This window comes from Brevundimonas sp. BH3, assembly GCF_045345115.1.
Lineage (GTDB): Bacteria > Pseudomonadota > Alphaproteobacteria > Caulobacterales > Caulobacteraceae > Brevundimonas.
On record NZ_CP150796.1, the window covers coordinates 333,217 to 351,531 of the forward strand.

An 18,315-nucleotide genomic window follows, 5' to 3' on the forward strand; every position below is an offset into this window, starting at 1 on the left:
GGCGAAACGGTCAATATTACACTCGGTATCCGTAACCGCGGACCTTTGGCCGTTGCTGGTGCGAGCATCGTTGATGTTATCTCGCCGAATTTCCAGATCGGTACCCTGCCTGCAGGATGTACGGCCAGCGGCAATACGGTCACCTGTATTGCTGGCATGCTCGCAACGGGTGAAAATCAGGACTTTATAATTCCGGTTACGGCTCTCACGCCGACGGCCGGTACGGTTGTGAACTCGGCTGTTGTGACCCTGCCTGCGGGTGTCACCGATCCGACGCCGGATAATAATACCTCGAATGTCAGCTACGAGATTGCGGCCCCTAGCTCTGACCTGACCCTGACCAAGAACAAGGGTCCGAATCCGGTCGCGGCTGGCGGCATCATGACCAGCACGATCACCGTGACGAACCGCGGACCGTCGATACTGAGCTATGATCCAGCCAATCCGCTGCGTATCGTGGATACGGTAGGCCCGAACGAAACCTTCAGTTCAGCCGATGCGCCTTGGACCTGTGCGCAGGCGGGGTTGGAAATCACTTGTGAGCTGGCTGGACCGGGCACACTGGCCGTTAACGGCAACATCGCGCTCAGCCTGAAAACGACTGCAGGCAATGCTGCGGATATGGACCTGTCCAACACGGCGTGTACCGGTACGACCGGCGGCTCGGGCGCTTTGCCTGCTGACGGCAATATTGCAAATGACTGTGCATCTGCCGATACGCGTTCGACACCGAACGCAGCCGATCTGACCATTGTTAAAGAAGTCAGCCTGGACAAGGTCAGCTGGACCCAAACCCCGGCCATTATTGTCAATGACAATGTGGACAGTTTCTATATCCGTCTGACGGTTGCTAATGCTGGCGGCAACCTTGCCCGCACGGTGAATGTGCGCGACCCGCTGCCGAACTATCTGAACTCGGGCGCGATGGTCACGGCGGTTCAGCAGGATTCTATCACCAAGGGTTCGATGGGTTATGAGGCTGGCAGCGGTCTTATCAGCTGGAACCTGAGCGATCTGGCTTCAGGCGACAGCGCTACTCTGGTCGTGCGTGTCAACCGTCCGTTCGAAAGCGGTACCTTTAATAATAAGGCTACGGTTTCTTCGCCGGACACGACCGAAACCAACACCGCCAATAATGAATCGACGGCCAGCTACACGATCGAAGCTGTTGCTGACATTACGCTGAACTCTAAATCGATTGCCCCAAATCCCGCGCGCGTAGGTGTCGTTTCGACCTATACGATCAGCGTGCGCAACCTGGGTCCTAATCCGGCAGCAGATGTTGTGGTTTCGGATACGATCGATCCTGCACGCTTCGAACTGGTCGGCGATCCCACTGCGACGCGCACCGGCGTCGTCTGCACCAAGAATGATGTGACGGGCACAATCCAGTGTCCGATGGGTACGATCAATCGTGGCGTAACCTATCAGGTCAATCAGAAGGTTCGCGCGCGTTTCCCGTTCGCGGGCGTAACAAGCTTCCCTGTTAGCCACACAAACACAGCGACGGTCACGACCAGCACGCTGGAAACCAACACCGCTAATAACAGCGTATCGGAGACGCACAGCGTGGCGGGTCCGCAAATGGATCTGGCCATTACCAAGACCGAGCCGAGCTCGGCCTATGATCCTGTGCCGTACGGTTCGAACCTTGTATACGATGTGCGCGTGACCAATTTCGGCCCGTCGCGTGCATCGAATATTGTGATCACGGATACGCCGGCACCGCCTACGGGCTATACGATGACGCTGTCTGGCAATCTGGACATCAATCCTGTTCCTGCCAATGGTGGCAATACACTCTACACACCGCCGGCACCGGCCTGTTCAACCTCGGGCGGCAACATCGTCTGTCGTCTGCATGGAACCGACGACAGCCAGAACTATCTGGATGCCCAGCATCAGGTGATCTTCCGACTGACCTTTGCTGTGGCCCCGGAAAATGCATCAGTGCTGCCGCCGACCGGTCCGTTGACATTCTCCAACAGCGTCAATGTGATTTCGCTGGAGCAAAACAACACCTCGCAAATTCAGGCCGACAGCGAGTTGGCAAACAATACCGCTGTACAGACCACGACGATTATTCCGTCTACCGATCTGGAAGTGGTCTCCAAAACGCGCATCACGGATTCGCCGGTTCAGATTAACCAGCCGGTCGAATACCAAGTCGTGGTTCGCAATAATGGTCCGTCGCCGACCACACAGATCCGCGTTTCGGATCAACTTCCCTCGGGTTGGACCCGCGTCAGTGGTGAAACCTTCGTGCCGTCGGCAGGTGTGACCGTCAGCGGCATGACCTGCACGGGCACCAATAAGGTGAACTGTGTGCTGGACGGTCTGTTCCCCGGCAACGGCGAAACCGTGACCCTCACCTTCTTTGCCAAGGTTAGTAATCCGTATAACGGCGCTTTGAACACCAACCTGACCAATATGGCCGAGATCAAGCCGGGTCAGGATGCTGTCGGCAACGAGATCAGCCGAGATACGGTTCCGAGCAATAACTCCAAGACCGAAGTGACCCAGGTCACTGTCTCTTCGATTGCCGGCACGGTTTATCGTGACGACAATCTGAACGATACGATCAACAGTGGCGAAGGTATTGGCGGCGTCACGCTCAGGCTGACGGGTCAGGATAGTTTCGGCAATGCGATTGCCGCGCGTACTGTTACGACGGCCGCCGATGGCAGCTTCATCTTCAATCGTCTGCCTTCCGGCACCTATACGATTGTTGAAACCCAGCCCGCAGGTACTTTCGACCGTATGGAGACGGCGGGTACGGCTGGCGGTACAGTCGATAATTCGGTCTTCAGCAGCGCGGCCCAGTACAACACGATTTCGGATATCGCCCTGCCGGCGACGACGGCTGCCACCGGCTATATTTTCCAAGAAGTCGGCGCGGCCCGTGTGTCCGGTTACATCTATGGCGATGTGAACAATAACGGTTCTCTCGATGCCGGAGAGGCAGGTTTTGGCCCTTCCGCCTTTACTGCGACACCGCATCTGCGGCTGACCGGAACCGACTATGCCGGTAACGCGGTCAATATGACGGCGAATGTCGATGTAGACGGCCACTATGTGTTCAACAACGTCGCGCCGTCCAATGGCAATGCCTATACGGTGACCCAACTGGTTCAGCCGAACGGGACTTCCGATGGTCTGGACAGCAACGGATCGGGCAATGTGATTGCCGGTTCGCGTGGCCGTGCGGCTCCGGAAGATATCGTTGTTGGCACAGTTGCGCCTTCGGCGGACCTGACCCAGCGTAATTTCGGCGAATTGCCGACCTCGACCCTCGGCGGGATGGTCTATCTCGATCCGAACGTCGATGCGGTCCGCTCTACATCGGAAACCTCGGGTCTGGCCGGTGCGATCCTGCGCCTGACCGGCACCAACGATCTGGGCGAGCTGGTTGATTGTTCGATCACCACCACGGCGACAGGTCTCTACCAGTTCCCGAATGCCGCAGACACGACAACCAACTGTCAGGTGCTGCGTCCGGGTGATTATGAATTGGAAATCACGCCCGCTCTGGGTCTGAGCCATACGGGGGCCTATGTCGGCTCGCTGGGTGGTACGTCCAATGGCGTCAGCGGCATCAATACGCCGTCAGTGGGTGCAGGTGCACTGCGCATCACCAATATCGTTGTGAACGCAGGCAATGACGGCATCACCTATGATTTCGGTGCGACCGGTCAGGGCGTCAGCGGCTTTGTCTATATTGACCGTAATGCCTCGGGCATCCGCGATGCGGGTGAAACCGGTATTCCGGGTGTGACGATGACCCTGTCGGGCACAACGGCCAGCGGTCAGGATGTCTGTACCCTGATCGACTGTACGGCAGTCACCGATGCCACAGGGGGTTTCTTGTATCTGGCTGTTCCGGGTTCGGACGCCACGGGCTACACCCTGACCGAACAGGCCCAGAACACCGCACCGCTGTCGAGCTTTACCGATGGTCTGGAAGCTGCGGGTAATCTGGGCGGGACTGTGGGCAATGATGTCATCAGCAATATTGTGCTGGCGACGGGTGCCCTCGGCGCAAACTACAGCTTCGGCGAGCTGTCAGGCTCGCTGGCGGGTTCGGTCTTTATCGACGCCGACAATAATGGTGTGCGCCAGTCGGGTGAAAAAGGCATCGAAGGTGTCGAGATCACCCTGTCGGGCACGACCAAGGACGGTCAGGACATCTGTGCCTGGCGCGCGGCTCTTGACCCCGCATTGACCTGTACGACCCGTACGGATGCCAATGGCAACTATATCTTCGACGATATGCCGGAGGGGAATTACAGCCTGATCGAAACCCATCCGGGCCAGTTTGCGGATGGCAAGGAAGGTCCGGGTTCGGCAGGCGGTACGGCGGATAATTCGGTCTTTGACGGTACGCCTGCGGCCAACACCATCAGCAACATCACGCTGGGTGCGGGTGAAAAGGGTACCGACTATGTGTTCGGCGAGCGCGCCGTCGTCATCAACGGCCATGTCTATAAAGACATTGACCGCGATGGCACGCGCGATCCGGAAGATACGCCGATCCCGGGTGTGGTGATCGAACTCTATGAAAACGGCACCCTGATCGCCACGACCACGACCGATGCGGATGGCAATTATAGCTTCACCGACCTGCCGTCGGGGAACTATACGATCCGCGAAACCCAGCCTGACGGCTATGGCTCGTCGACCCCGAACGAGGTTCAGGTCAACCTGACCCCTGGCGTCGAACAGTCGGTCGATTTTGGCGAAACTGTCAGCACCATGTCGGGCCACGTCTTCGTGGACGCCAATAATGACGGTATCCGCCAACCGGGCGAGGCACCGATCGAAGGCGTGGTTGTCACCCTGACGGGTACCGACGATGCCGGTAATCCGGTGACCCGTACGGCCACCACCAATGCGCAAGGCGAGTGGGTCATCGACGACCTCAAGTCGGGCACCTATCAACTGGTCGAGACCCAGCCTGAAGGCTATTCTGACGGTGCGGACAGCGCCGGCAGCGTAGGCGGCACGGTCGAAGCCGATGGCGACCGCATCTATGACATCACCCTTCCGGTGGGGACGGATGCGACCGACTATGCCTTTGGCGAGCGTGGCCAGAGCCTGACCGGTAATGTCTATGTCGACATTGACGGCAACGGCACCTTTGATCCGCAAGACCGCCCGCTGGAAGGCGTCGTCATCGAACTTCGCACCCCGAACGGCGATCTGGTGGCAACCACCACGACCAATCCGGATGGCAGCTACAGCTTTGGCAACATCCGCGGCGGTGACTATGTCGTCGTGGAAATCCAGCCGGACGGTTATGGCAATGGTCGCGAAAATCCGTCCAACCGCGTTCCGGTCACCATTGTCCATGACCAGACTCCGCCGGTCGTGAACTTCGGTGAACGCACGGGTTCTTTGTCGGGCCTCGTCTATAACGACACCAACAACAACGGCATCCGCGATGCCAACGAGCCGGTGATTGGCGGCGTTACTGTGACGTTGACCGGCACCGATGCCCGTGGCGAAGCGGTCACCCGTACGATTGTCACCAATGCAGATGGCACCTACACCTTTACCGACCTGCAGGGCGGGACCTATTCGGTCACCGAGACCCAGCCGGACGGTTATGATGACGGTATCGACACGCCGGGTTCGGTCGGCGGTACCTCGGACGGTGCAGACACGATCAATATGATCGTCCTGCCGCCGGCGACCGATGCCACCGGCTACCTGTTCGGCGAACGCGGTGCCGAAGGCGCGATCTCGGGTACGGTGTGGATGGATACCAACCACAACCGCGCTCTGGACGGCGGTGAAGAGGTTCAGTCCGATTGGACGGTCGAACTGTTCCTTGGCGATGTTCTGATGGACACCACCAAGACCGGTGCCGATGGCCGCTATGCCTTCCCGGGCGTGGCTCCGGGCACGGGCTATTCGGTCCGCTTCCGTCACCCGCAGAACAATGCGGTCTATGGCGGCGCGCGTCCGAACGAGACCGGCGGCAACTTTGTTGACGGCACTGTCTCGACCTCGAACCCGGGTGGCGCGACCATCCGTGACGGTGAACTGGCCGATATCACCCTGCAACCGGGTGCCACTGTTCCGCAGCAGTCCCTGCCGCTGGATCCGTGGGGTGTCGTCTATGATGCTGTGCGCCGTACGCCGGTGCAGGGTGCCATTGTCGAGATCAACGGTCCGGCAGGCTTCGATCCGGCCCAGCACCTGCTGGGTGGTGAAGCAGGCCTTCGTCAGGTCGTCGATGCCAAGGGTCTTTACTACTTCCAGCTGGTCAGCTCGGCTCCGGCGGGTGTTTACACCCTGACGGTGACCCCGCCGAACGGCACCTACAACCCGATCCAGCCGTCCAGCATGCTGCCGCCTTGCGTCGGTCCGCTGTCGGTCGGAGCCTTCCCGAACCCGATGCTGGTTTCGACCAGCAACGGTGCCCCGCCGATCGGTACGCCGGAAACCTGCACCACAGGTACGCTGACGACCGGTTATGTCCTGACGCTGGACCTGACGCCTGGCCTGTCGGCCAATGTCGTGAACAACAACATCCCGCTGGATCCGATCCTTGAGGGTGCCATCGAAGTCACCAAGACGACCCCGATGGTCAATGTGGTTCGCGGCGGTCTGGTCCCGTACGTTGTCACCGCCCGCAACACGCTGGCTGGCACTGTACCGGGCGTGACGGTGACCGACCGTGTTCCGGCCGGCTTCCGCTACCGCGAGGGTTCGGCCCTGGTGGATGGCGTGGCAGTCGAACCGCAGCAGAACGGCCGTCTGCTGAGCTGGCCCGACCTGACCTTCGCGGCAGGCGAGACCAAGCGCTTCGAGCTGATCCTTGTGGTCGGTGCGGGCGTGGTCGAAGGCGAGCATACCAATACGGCGTTTGCGCTGAACCCGACGGTGGACCAGATCATCTCGAACATCGCCGAGGCGACCGTGCGTATGATCCCCGATCCGGACTTCGACTGCACCGACATCCTCGGTAAGGTGTTCGACGACCGTAACGGCAACGGCGTTCAGGACGATGGCGAACCGGGTCTGCCGGGCGTGCGTCTGGCAACCGCTCGCGGTCTGCTGATCACGACCGACGCCGAGGGCCGTTATCACATCACCTGCCCGATGATCCCGAACGAGGAGCGTGGCTCCAACTTCATCGTCAAGCTGGATGACCGCACCCTGCCGACCGGCTACCGCGTCACCTCAGGCAACCCGGAAACGGTTCGTCTGACCCGCGGCAAGTTCGCCCGCCTGAACTTCGGCGCCAGCCTGCACCGCGTTGTGCGTGTGGACCTGAACGCCGAAGCCTTCGAAGGCACGGAACTGCGTACAGAGTTCGAACAACAGTTCGAAACCCTGCTGGTCACTCTGGCCGAGCGTCCTTCGGTCCTGCGTCTGGCCTATGCCTCGCGCGGTGAAGATGCCGATCTGGTCCGTGACCGTATCGCCAAGGTGCGTCGCATGATCCGCGACCGCTGGAACGATCAAGGTGACCGTTACCGTCTGGTGGTCGAGGAAGAGACCGTCATTGCGTCCACTATGAACGACGGAGGCGTGCAATGATCCGCGCGTCGAATAAACTGCTGACCGCCCTGTTTATGGGCGGCTCGGCCATCGCCCTGGCCTCGGCTGTTCAGGCTCAGCAAGCCTCGGACAGCCAGGATCAGGTCTATTGCGGCCGCGATACGGATCGTCCGTGCGGTCCGGTGGCCGATGATGCGGCGGTAGAACGCCGTGGCCTTGGCAACAATCTCGAAGCCGCCGATCGCGGTGCCTCGACCCCGTTCCGCATCAGCGTGGACGGGGAAGGGGATGCCGATGACCTGCGCGCCGACCGCCAGCGCCGTCAGGATATGGCCCTCAGTGGCGCAGATGTGCGTGTGCAGGCCTCGGGTTTTGATATCCGCCCTGTGCTCAGCATTGTCGCCGACCAGCCTGTGATCCGTGCCGGTTATCCGGTGCGTTTCTTCACGCTTAGCAACTATGCGGCTTATGTGGAGCGTGCAGAGGTCCGCATCTTCCGCGCCGACCAGAATACGGGCGAAGCCCCTATGACGGTCATCCCGCTGAAGGTCGGCGAGAGCGTCACCTGGTCCACCGACCGTGAACAGGCGGGCGAGCAACGCTATCGCTACCTGCTGCGAGTCTATGGGGTCGATGGCCGCTATGACGAGACGGCAGCCACCACGCTGGATGTCACCCACGCCATTTCGGTGACCAAGCCGGACATCCTCGAAGGCCCGTCCTTCGAGAATATGCGCACCGTCGATTCCATCGCTGTGCGCGGTGTGGCCGTGACCATCAGCGGCGAAGTCGAAGACGTGAATACCGGCGTCAAAGCCTTTGGCGCTCCGGTTCCGGTGGACCGTATGGGCCGCTTTATGATGCAGCAGATCGTGCCCGCCGACACGACCGCCATTGCTGTTCAGGTCGCCCGTCCGCAACAGGCTCCTGTTGAACTGATGCGCGAAGTGGTCCTGCCACGCAGCGACCGTTTCTTTGTCGGTATTGCCGACATCACCGCCGGCAGCCGTAGTTTCGATGCCGCCAAGCACGAACTGCTGGGCGATACGGGCGATCATCGCACCGACTTCGTGGATGGTCGTCTGGCCTTCTACTTCAAGGGTCTGGTCAAGAATGACTGGCAGGTCACGGCCTCGGCCGATACGGGCGAACAACGCCTGAAGAACCTGTTTGACGGCTTCCTTGAAAAAGACCCGCGCTCGGTCCTGCGCCGCCTTGATCCGGATATGCACTATCCGGTCTATGGCGATGACTCCGTCACGGTTGAGGACGCGCCGACCTATGGCCGTTTCTATATCCGTGCCGAGAACGAGAACACCGACGCCATGTGGGGCGTGTTCCAGAGCCATCTAGGTGGTAACGAGCTGATCCGTCACCAGCGCACGCTGTACGGTGCCAATCTGGACTGGCGTGGCGAGGCTGTGACCGAGAACGGCGAGCGCCGTACCGAGGTCAATGTCTTTGCCGCCGACCCCGGCACCATTGCCAGCCGCGAGGACTTCGCCTCGACCGGCGGCTCGGTCTACTACTTCCGCAACCGCGACATCGCTCCGGGTTCCGAACGCGTCTACCTCGAGGTGCGCGACAAGGATTCCGGTCTGGTGCTGGAGCGCAAGGAACTGATCGCCGCGCGCGACTATGACGTGAACTACCTGCAAGGTCGCGTCGTCATGCGTAACCCGCCGCCGATGACGGCTGGCTCGGACAGCTTCGTCCAGCAATCGACGCTGGCCGGTAATCCGGTCTGGGTTGTGGCCACCTATGAGTATTCGCCGGGTCTGACCCGTCCGGATGCTTTCACCACGGGGGCCCGTGCCCAGCACTGGCTGAATGACCGTATCCGTGTGGGCGGCAGCGCCTATCATCAGGGCGAGGATCAGGCTTCGCAGGACCTGTTCGGTGCCGATGTGCTGTACCAGCATGGACCGAACACTTTTGTGAAACTGGAATTCGCACAGGCTGATGGACCGGGCGACGGCTCCTTCGTCTCCTCGACCGGCGGTTACGACTTCACCAAGCTTCAGACCGTGGCCGATCAGGCCAATGCCGTCAGCCTGACCTTCGGCGGCAAGCTGGATGAGGTGGGAATGGACCGCGATGGCCGCTTTGCCGGTTACTACAAGACCCGCGAAGCCGGTTTCTCGGCTCCGGGCGAGCTGACCTTTGGCGAGACGCTGGACCAGTATGGCGGCTCGCTGGATGTAGCCATCAGCGAAACCCTGCGCCTTCAGGCCAAGGGTGACGTGACGGACGGTCGTCTGACCGAACGCCACGCCATCGAGGCCGGTCTGCGCCGCGAGGTCGCTCAGGGCTGGTTCGGATCGATCGGCGTCCGTTCAGACAAGCAACAGGGCCAGCGCACGGCCTACAGTCCGCTGTATGTGCCGCCACCCAGCGAAGGTACGCGGACCGATGCGGCTGTCACGCTCGGCTATCGCCACACGCCCGCTGTCGACAATCAGGAACGCGACATCCACGATGCACCGTGGGCGGTCTGGGCTCTGGCTCAGGCGACGCTGGACCACGATGGTGGTCGCCAATCGAATGACCGTTACGGTATCGGTGGCGAATATCAGGTCCATGACCGCCTGAAGTTCAAGGGCGAAGTGTCCGACGGCGACATGGATTTCGGGGCGGATCTGCGCGCCGATTTCGCCATGACCGACCGCGGCAGCCTGTATCTGGGCTATGCCCTTGCGGGTGAAAATCCGGATGCTTTGTCGGGTGGCCGTCTTGGCCGTCTGACCGGCGGTGCCCGTCAGCAGATGGGCGAAAAGACCAGTGTCTTTGCCGAGCAACGCTATGACCACGGTGAAGGCCCGACCGGCTGGACCCAGGCCTATGGTGTGGACTTCAGCCCGTTCGAAGGCTGGACGTTCGGTGCCCGCTATGAGACCGGCACCCTGAGCGATGCTCTGGGTCAGGAAATGGACCGTATGGCCATCGGCGCAACGGCTGACTATGGCAGCGATCGTCTGCGCTGGGCCTCGGGTCTGGAGTTCCGCAAGGACGACGGCACCACGGTGGGCGAGCGCACCACGGTGACCACCCGCAACCAGATCACCTATAAGGCGACCCCTTCCTTACGTCTGTTTGCCAAGGCCAATATCTCCATGTCCAATTCCGATCAGGAAATGGCCATGGATGCGGACTTCTACGAACTGGCTCTGGCCGGTGCGTATCGTCCGGTGGACAATGACCGCTTCAACATGCTGGCCAAATACACCTATCTGGCCGACCTGCCGTCGCCCGCTCAGGTGGACGCTCTGGGCCAGAACCTCGACTATGCGCAACGCAGCCATATCGCGGCTGTGGATGGCACCTATCAACTGACCCCGCGCCTCGCGCTGGGGGCCAAGGTGGCCTACCGCATCAGTGAACTGCGCGCCTCGCGTGACGAAAGCGCACAGTGGTTCGACAGTGAGGCCATGTTCTGGGCCGTGCGCGCCGATTACCAGATCGTGCGCCGCTGGGATGTCATCGTCGAGATGCGCGACCTGCGTATCAAGGAAGCGCAAGACAGCCGTCTGGGCGCTCTGGTCGGCGTGTATCGCCACTTCGGCGACCACATGAAACTGGGTGTCGGTTACAACTTCACCGACTATTCGGACGATCTGGGCGACCTCAGCTATGACGAGAATGGCTGGTTCGTAAACCTGATCGGCAAGTTCTGATCAGATGAACGCCTAAATGAAAACGGCCCCCTCATATGAGGGGGCCGTTTTTGTTTGGCTAAACCGGCTGATATTCCGACATTCAGATGGCGGAGGTCATGACATCAGCCGGAAAAAAGCAGGCGCGGACTAAAAGCCCGCGCCCTGTACCGTCAGGCCTGTGGATCAGAAGAAGCCCAGCTTGTCGGGGCTGTAGCTGACCAGCAGGTTTTTGGTCTGCTGGTAGTGGTCCAACATCATGCGGTGGTTCTCGCGGCCAATGCCCGACTTCTTGTAACCGCCAAAGGCGGCATGGGCCGGATAGTGGTGATAGCAGTTGGTCCAGACGCGACCGGCCTGAATGCCGCGACCGGCGCGATAGGCGGTGTTCATGTCACGCGACCACACGCCTGCGCCCAGACCGTATTCGGTGTCATTGGCGATGGCGATGGCTTCTTCCAGCGTCTTGAAGGTGGTCACGGCCAGAACGGGGCCGAAGATTTCTTCCTGGAACACCCGCATGTCATTGGTGCCCTTGAAGATGGTCGGCTTGATGTAATAGCCGCCCGCCAGATCGTCCTTCAGCACGGCCTGTTCGCCGCCGGTCAGAACTTCTGCACCCTCGTCCTTGCCGATTTGCAGATAGGACAGGATCTTCTTCAACTGCTGGGCCGAAGCCTGTGCGCCCACCTGTGTTTCGGGGTTCAGCGGGTCGCCCTGCTTGATGGCCTCGACGCGGGCAATCGCCTTTTCGATGAAGGCTTCATAGATGTCTTCGTGGATCAGGGCGCGGCTGGGGCAGGTGCAGATCTCGCCCTGATTGAGCGCGAACATGGCAAAGCCTTCCAGCGCCTTGTCGAGGAAGGCGTCATCGGCATCCATCACATCCTTGAAGAAGATGTTCGGCGACTTGCCACCCAGTTCCAGCGTCACCGGAATGATGTTCTGGGTCGCATATTTCATGATCTTCTGGCCGACAGCGGTCGAGCCGGTAAAGGCGATCTTGGCGATGCGCGGATTGGTGGCCAGCGGCTCGCCCACCTCGATGCCGGTGCCCGAGACGATGTTCAGCACGCCCGTCGGAAGCAGGTCCTGAATCAGCTCGACCAGCAACAGGATCGATGCCGGTGTCTGTTCCGCAGGCTTCAGCACGATGCAGTTACCGGCGGCGAGGGCAGGGGCGATCTTCCACGTCGCCATCAGGATCGGGAAGTTCCACGGAATGATCTGGCCAACCACGCCCAGCGGCTCGTGGAAGTGGTAGGCGACCGTGTCGTTATCCAGCTGCGAAAGGCCACCTTCCTGCGCGCGGATGCATCCGGCGAAATAGCGGAAATGGTCAATCGCCAGCGGAATGTCGGCGGCAAGGGTTTCGCGCACCGGCTTGCCATTGTCCCAGGTTTCGGCCTCGGCAATGGCTTGCAGGTTTTCTTCCATGCGGTCGGCGATGCGGTTCAGCATCAGGGCGCGCTGGGCGGGGCTGGTGGTGCCCCATGCATCCTTGGCGGCGTGGGCGGCGTCCAGTGCCAGTTCCACATCGGCGGCGTCCGACAGGGCCACTTCACACAGAACGCGACCGTTCACCGGCGAGGTGTTCTCGAAATAGCGGCCATTAACGGGGGCAACCCACTCACCGCCGATGAAGTTGTCGTAGCGGGCTTTGTATTGCGGCGTCACGCTGCGGGTAAATTCGGATTTGGTCATCGAATGGCCTCCTGCTGTTTCCTGTGCGCCGGTGGCTCGGCGTCGTTCAGGAGACGTTGGGACGACCATGGGGCGGTTGCCAGAGGGCGCGCTCATGGTGCGGCGCACACCTGTCGCAGGATTGCGACAGGTCAGTGCAACTCGATCAGGCCCAGCTTGTGCAGCTTGCGATGAAGGGTGGCGCGACTGATGCCCAGTGCCCGCGCCGCCGCCGAGACATTGCCGCCGGACCGGGCCAGAGCCCGCCGTACCGCTCCGCGCTCGGCCTCATGCAGATCGGTTTCGGTTTCAGCATATGGTGCCTGTGCAGGGGCCAAAAGATCAGCCGCCGGAAGCTGGGTGGCAATCCTTTCATCGGTAATCAATAGCGACAGCCGCGCGGCTCGTGTCGCCCCGATTACCAGATCGTCGCGATCTACAGCTAAAAGCGCTGCCGTGTTGCGCTCGTTGGCATCACCGGCCAGCACAATCCGCGCATCGCTGAAGGCCTGACGGAAGGTCTGGGCCTCGATGGCACGGGCGGCATCGGCCACTGTGGCCGAGATCAGACCGAGAATGCTCTCGGTGGCATCGGCCCGACAGGAAGAGACATCCAGCGATCCCACCAGCCGCCCTAGATGGTCATGCACGGGATAGGTGACACAGCTCAGGCCGGTATTGCGCGCATGGAAATGCTGGTCGCGGTGAATGGTGACGGGGCGATGCTCGGCCAGAGCCGTGCCAATGCCATTGGTGCCTTCGACCGCCTCGGACCAGACTGCCCCCGGCCACAGGCCCCAGCGATGGAAGGTCTGATCATCGGCCACAGCGCCGCGCCGTTCAACCGGAATGCCGTCCGTATTGGTCAGCAGCACGCAACAGCCCACACCGCCGACGGCCTGAAACAGACGGTCCAGAACCCCTTCGGCGGCGCGCGTTACAGGCTCCATCGCCTGTCGTGCCTCGCGCAGTTGCAGGTCGGTAATGGTCTCGACCTGACGGTGCCGCATCGGGTCCAGCCCATACAGGGTGATGGAGCGACGCCAGGATGCGGCCAAAGCCGAGCGGGCCCCGGCATTATCATCCAGTGCCTGACGGATCAGATTGGCATGGTCGCTACGCGAACAATCATTCACATTCGGCCTCCAAGGCTGCGTCCTGATGGATCAGACGCGTCATGACGGCGGGCGTCAATGCATCATGGCTGCACGTCATCGGCTTGTCTTCTCCTCGGAAGCTTTCCCAAAGCAGATGGGTACGAAAACCGCCCCATGCAAAAATGCCGGACCTGCCAGCCAACCCGTTCGTCGGGTGATGGCAAGACGAGGGGAAATACAGCTCTATGCGTATAGGTTTATAGGCTGTTATTGGCGTGTGAAACGCATCCGGGGGAATGATGAAGGTTCTGCGATATTCGACCCAGATCCATAAATGGATCGGCCTTGTCGTGGGGGTGCAGGTCCTGTTCTGGGTGGCCGGAGGTCTGGTCATGACCGCCATCCCGATCGAGACGGTCCGCAGCGAGCATCGTCTGAAACAGACCTCGCCAGTGGCCCTGCCTGTAGAGCAGGTCCTGCCTCTGGCCGATGTGGTGCAGACCGCAGGCATTGCACCGGCGCGTGCCGAACTGAAGAACATACAGCGCGGTCCGGCATGGGTACTGACGCCGCGCGATGGCGAACCTGTGACCTTGAACGCCACGACGGGGCAACCCTTTGCCGCGATGGATGCGAACGAGGTCACGGCGCTGGCGAAGGCGGCCTATCGCGGCAATGCAAGCCCACAAATGCCTGTCCTGCTGGATCCGGCCCCCAAGGAAACCGGTCGCGACGGGCCAATCTGGCGGGTGGATTTCAACGATACCGAACGCACCAGCTTCTATCTGTCACCCCAGACCGGCGAGGTGGTCACGCGACGTTCGGCGGTGTGGCGCTTCTATGATTTCTTCTGGCGGCTGCACATTCTCGACTTCAAGAATGGCGACAATTTCAACCACCCGCTGCTGGTCGGTCTGACGGTTCTGACGCTCAGCATTGTGGTGACCGGCTTTATCCTGTTGTGGATACGCCTGTCGCGAGATCTGAAAATGGCACGTGCCGTCCGTGCCGCCCGTCGCAAGGCCCATTGAGGGGTCTAGTATACGGCCTGGACTGTGTCCGGTTCGGGCGGCACTAAGGCTTCTCCCGAAGACGGGCCTGACAACGAAAACCACGTCAGGCCTATCGCCGCTACAATGGCGGCAATGCTGAGAAACCGGATACGGACCTGTTCGCGCAGGCAGAGAGGGTCGTTCCGCATAAGCCACCCCGATGGCTGTTGGTGAGCAATCCTGACCCAAGGTTAAGACAGAAAGCTTGACCGTAAAACCTAGGATAAATGCTTAAACTGAACCTGTGGTCGGGGCATCGGCAATCGGCCACTCCAGGATGTGGCGAACCTTTACATTTCGCGGTGGACAGCCTTGGGCCAAGGCGCGTCTGAAAGGTTATGCTTGGCTTGCTTCAAAGTCTTTCGTGCCCATGTTCTGCCCTAAGCTTGCTGATTTTTGACGGAGTTGTCCTTGCCCACCCTGTACTATGCCGTAGGCGCATGCTCGCTGGCCCCGCACATCGTTCTGGAATGGATTGGCGCGCCCTATGGGGCGGTAAAGGTGCAGTATGGCTCGCCGGAACTTCTGGCCGTCAATCCGGCGGGGGCGGTTCCGACCCTGCGCGAGGACGATGGCTGGCTACTGACCCAGGCGGGGGCCATCCTCGACTATCTGTCGCAAAAGCATCCCGAGGCCAATTTGTCGGGTGGTGACAGCCTGCGCCAAAAGGCAGAGAACCATCGCTGGTCGGCCTTCCTGACCTCGGACATGCACGCCGCCTTCTGGCCGGTCTTTATGCCGTACCGCTATACGACCGACGAGAGCGAGGAGGCCCGCGCCAAGGTCGTCGCGGCCGGCCATGCCCTGGTCCACAAACAGTTCGCCACCCTCGACAAGCATCTTGAAGGCCGTGAATGGATTTTGGATGGCAAGTCGGTGATCGACGCCTATGCCTTCCCGATGATCCGCTGGGGTAAGAAACTGATGGAAGGGCATCTGTCCCAATATCCGAACGTGCTGGCTCTGCACGACCGTCTGGCTGCCGATCCGGCTGTTCAAAAAGTGCTGGATCGCGAAGCGGGCAAATAGGCGGGTTGAACGGCCCATGTTTCTAAACATCCCGTCCGGTGATTGGCCGGACGGGGTGTCTGATTGAAAGAATTCCGATGACGACCGGCATCCATCACGTCACCAGCATCACCGCCGATGTTCAGGCCAATGTTGATTTCTACATGGGCTTTTTAGGTCTGAACCTCGTCAAACAGACCAGCGGTTTCGAGGATGCCGAACAGCTGCACCTGTTCTATGGCGCACCCGATGGCCGGCCCGGCACCCTTGTCAGCTTCATGGTGTGGGAGGCCACAGGCCGTGGCCGCACAGGGCTGGGTCAGGTGTCGGAAATCGCCTTTGCCGTACCGACCGACAGTCTGGGCGAATGGATGATGCGGGCGATCTCGGCCAATATTGTCGTCGAAGGTCCGATCAAGGAATTTGGCGAACCGGTCCTGCGCCTGAAAGACCCGGATGGCCTGATTATCAAGTTGGTGGCCAGCGAGGTGGCTTTGGGCTCGGGCTCGGTGACAGCCCCTTGCCATATTCGCGGCGTGACCATCCTCAGTGATCGCGCCGAAGAAACCAGCCATTTCCTTGGCTATTTCGGTTATGAAATCTCCAGAACCGAAGGCAGCATGACCCGTCTGAAGTCGGATACCGATGTGGTGGACGTCCACAGCGTCACCGGCTTTGTGCCCTCGGTAAAGGGTGCCGGTGTGCCCGACCATGTGGCCTTTCGTGCACCGGACACGCCGAGCCTGAATCACTTGCGCGACCGTCTCAAGGATCATGTCCCGACGATGGTGCGGGACCTGCAATATTTCAGCTCCTTCTATGTGCGCGACAGCAGCGGCCTATCGATTGAATGTGCCACAGACCTACCGGGCATGACCGTGAATGAACCGGAGGAACAACTGGGGCTGGCGCTGCAATTCCCGCCCGAGGTCATGTTCTTTCTTACGGACGGACTACGCATCAAGATTCCGCAGTTCTCGCGGCCGGGCGAAATGCGCGGCCCCAAACGCGACCTGCCGTTCGTGCACCGGTTCTACTGGCCGGAAGACCCCGATGGCTCGACCATTGTGCTGCTGCATGGTCCCAGTGGTGACGAGGCCGACCTGATGCCTTTGGCGCACCGGATCAATCCGCGTGCGGCGCTTCTGGGTGTGCGCGCCCGCGCCACCGAAGAAGGCAATCTGCGCTGGTTCCGCCGTCTGGGAGAAGGCGAGTTCGACCAGAAGGATATCCGTTCGGAAGCTGCCGCCTTCAACGCCTTTCTGGCGGGGGCCATCCGTGGCTATGCGCTGGAAGCCGACAGACTGATGCTGCTGGGCTATTCCAACGGGGCGGACATGATCGGGGCCATGGCGCGCCTTTATCCCGACAGCGTCAAACAGGCGGTGATGATACGGCCCACTGCGGTGCTATCGGGCGAGGTGTCACCCGAGGCAGGCAAGGGGCGTCTGCTGGTATTGTCGGGGAGCGATGACAATCTGGCCCCGCAGCAAGATAGCGAGACATTGAAAACCGTGTTGGAGGCCCATGGCCATCAGGTGGATCACCAGATCCTCAGCGCCGGTCACTGGATGGTTGATGCCGACGAGGTCGCTATACGGGCGTGGCTGACGGCCTAGACGTCTTCGTCAAAGCGGCGGGCGACCAGATCCGACAGGGCTGTGATGGCGGCTTCGGCGTCGCTGCCCTCGGCCTTGACCTCGATCGAAGAGCCGATACCGGCCCCCAGCATCAGCAAACCCATGATCGAGCGGGCATCAACGGTGGTGCCATCTTTCGAGACGTGGATTTCCGCATCGAATTCCGAGGCCGTCTTTACGAACTTGGCCGAAGCACGGGCATGAAGGCCGCGCTGGTTGCAAATCGCCATTTCAGCGCGGACGGCTTCGCTCATTTATCGCCTGCCAGAACCCATGACGCGACCGAGATATATTTGCGTCCCGCATCCTGCGCATGGGCCACACAGGCCTCAAGGCTCTCGCGGCCGCGCACACTGGCCAGCTTGATCAGCATGGGCAGGTTCAGACCGGCAATCACCTCGGCCTTGGTCTGCTCCATGACGGAAATCGCCAGATTGGACGGGGTGCCGCCGAACATGTCGGTCAGCAAGATCACGCCGTCGCCGTCATCGACCGCCGCAGAGGCGTCGAGAATATCGCGCCGGCGGCGCTCCATATCGTCTTCGGGACCAATACAAATAGCCGCGACACCGCGCTGCGGGCCGACCACATGCTCCATCGCCGAGATGAATTCGGAGGCCAGACCTCCGTGGGTGACGATCACCAGACCGATCATAAATCTAAACCGAATGGC

Annotated in this window: 9 protein-coding genes and 1 pseudogene; 6 read left to right on the forward strand and 4 right to left on the reverse strand. The window is 60.7% G+C overall.

The genetic code is table 11. The features are described from left to right. Positions 1 to 12: 12 nt before the first annotated feature. From WEU32_RS01585 to WEU32_RS01595, 3 genes and pseudogenes are all read left to right on the forward strand, one after another. Positions 13 to 1,551 (forward strand): annotated as a pseudogene (locus WEU32_RS01585) (hypothetical protein); the annotation flags it as partial. Positions 1,552 to 1,584: 33 nt separating this feature from the next. After that, positions 1,585 to 7,548 (forward strand): SdrD B-like domain-containing protein, encoded by a 5,964-nt coding sequence (locus tag WEU32_RS01590; protein WP_406853475.1) that lies wholly within the window; start codon positions 1,585 to 1,587, stop codon positions 7,546 to 7,548. Continuing rightward, entirely contained in the window at positions 7,545 to 11,183 is a 3,639-nt protein-coding gene (locus tag WEU32_RS01595) for a hypothetical protein (RefSeq protein WP_406852642.1), read from the forward strand. The genes WEU32_RS01590 and WEU32_RS01595 overlap by 4 nt, the downstream gene beginning before the upstream one ends. Positions 11,184 to 11,348: 165 nt before the next feature. Here WEU32_RS01595 and WEU32_RS01600 read toward each other — a convergent pair whose 3' ends face one another. Further along, positions 11,349 to 12,866, reverse strand: a complete 1,518-nt coding sequence (locus WEU32_RS01600) for an aldehyde dehydrogenase family protein (protein ID WP_406852643.1) — start codon at positions 12,864 to 12,866, stop codon at positions 11,349 to 11,351. A 131-nt stretch (positions 12,867 to 12,997) separates the two neighbouring features. Beyond that, positions 12,998 to 13,981 carry a GAF domain-containing protein gene (locus WEU32_RS01605; RefSeq protein WP_406852644.1) on the reverse strand — a complete coding sequence of 328 codons (984 nt, stop codon included), beginning with the start codon at positions 13,979 to 13,981 and terminating at the stop codon, positions 12,998 to 13,000. A gap of 257 nt (positions 13,982 to 14,238) precedes the next feature. On the opposite strand from WEU32_RS01605, the gene WEU32_RS01610 reads away from it, so the two are divergent. The 3 genes from WEU32_RS01610 to WEU32_RS01620 all read left to right on the forward strand — a co-directional run bounded on the left by WEU32_RS01610 (position 14,239) and on the right by WEU32_RS01620 (position 17,621). Next, on the forward strand, positions 14,239 to 14,973 hold the full coding sequence (locus WEU32_RS01610; protein ID WP_406852645.1) for a PepSY domain-containing protein: 735 nt from the start codon (positions 14,239 to 14,241) through the stop codon (positions 14,971 to 14,973). 432 nt (positions 14,974 to 15,405) lie between these two features. Then, on the forward strand, positions 15,406 to 16,023 hold the full coding sequence (locus tag WEU32_RS01615) for a glutathione S-transferase family protein (RefSeq protein ID WP_406852646.1): 618 nt from the start codon (positions 15,406 to 15,408) through the stop codon (positions 16,021 to 16,023). Positions 16,024 to 16,100: 77 nt separating this feature from the next. Continuing rightward, positions 16,101 to 17,621 carry a VOC family protein gene (locus tag WEU32_RS01620; protein WP_406852647.1) on the forward strand — a complete coding sequence of 507 codons (1,521 nt, stop codon included), beginning with the start codon at positions 16,101 to 16,103 and terminating at the stop codon, positions 17,619 to 17,621. Here WEU32_RS01620 and WEU32_RS01625 read toward each other — a convergent pair. Both WEU32_RS01625 and WEU32_RS01630 read right to left on the reverse strand, forming a co-directional pair. Further along, on the reverse strand, positions 17,618 to 17,896 hold the full coding sequence (locus WEU32_RS01625) for an HPr family phosphocarrier protein (protein WP_312134567.1): 279 nt from the start codon (positions 17,894 to 17,896) through the stop codon (positions 17,618 to 17,620). The genes WEU32_RS01620 and WEU32_RS01625 overlap by 4 nt on opposite strands. Continuing rightward, positions 17,893 to 18,297: a PTS sugar transporter subunit IIA gene (locus tag WEU32_RS01630; protein ID WP_167175217.1), complete on the reverse strand. Its 405-nt coding sequence runs from the start codon at positions 18,295 to 18,297 to the stop codon at positions 17,893 to 17,895. Before WEU32_RS01630 ends, WEU32_RS01625 begins: the two co-directional genes overlap by 4 nt. Positions 18,298 to 18,315: the final 18 nt, after the last annotated feature.

What these genes read in the sequence shown, in the direction of transcription:
- WEU32_RS01590 (WP_406853475.1), top strand. Translation starts at nt 1,585, where the DNA reads ATGGATCTGGCCATTACCAAGACCGAGCCGAGCTCGGCCTATGATCCT.
- WEU32_RS01595 (WP_406852642.1), top strand. Translation starts at nt 7,545, where the DNA reads ATGATCCGCGCGTCGAATAAACTGCTGACCGCCCTGTTTATGGGCGGC.
- WEU32_RS01600 (WP_406852643.1), bottom strand. Translation starts at nt 12,866, where the DNA reads ATGACCAAATCCGAATTTACCCGCAGCGTGACGCCGCAATACAAAGCC.
- WEU32_RS01610 (WP_406852645.1), top strand. Translation starts at nt 14,239, where the DNA reads ATGATGAAGGTTCTGCGATATTCGACCCAGATCCATAAATGGATCGGC.
- WEU32_RS01620 (WP_406852647.1), top strand. Translation starts at nt 16,101, where the DNA reads ATGACGACCGGCATCCATCACGTCACCAGCATCACCGCCGATGTTCAG.
- WEU32_RS01625 (WP_312134567.1), bottom strand. Translation starts at nt 17,896, where the DNA reads ATGAGCGAAGCCGTCCGCGCTGAAATGGCGATTTGCAACCAGCGCGGC.
- WEU32_RS01630 (WP_167175217.1), bottom strand. Translation starts at nt 18,297, where the DNA reads ATGATCGGTCTGGTGATCGTCACCCACGGAGGTCTGGCCTCCGAATTC.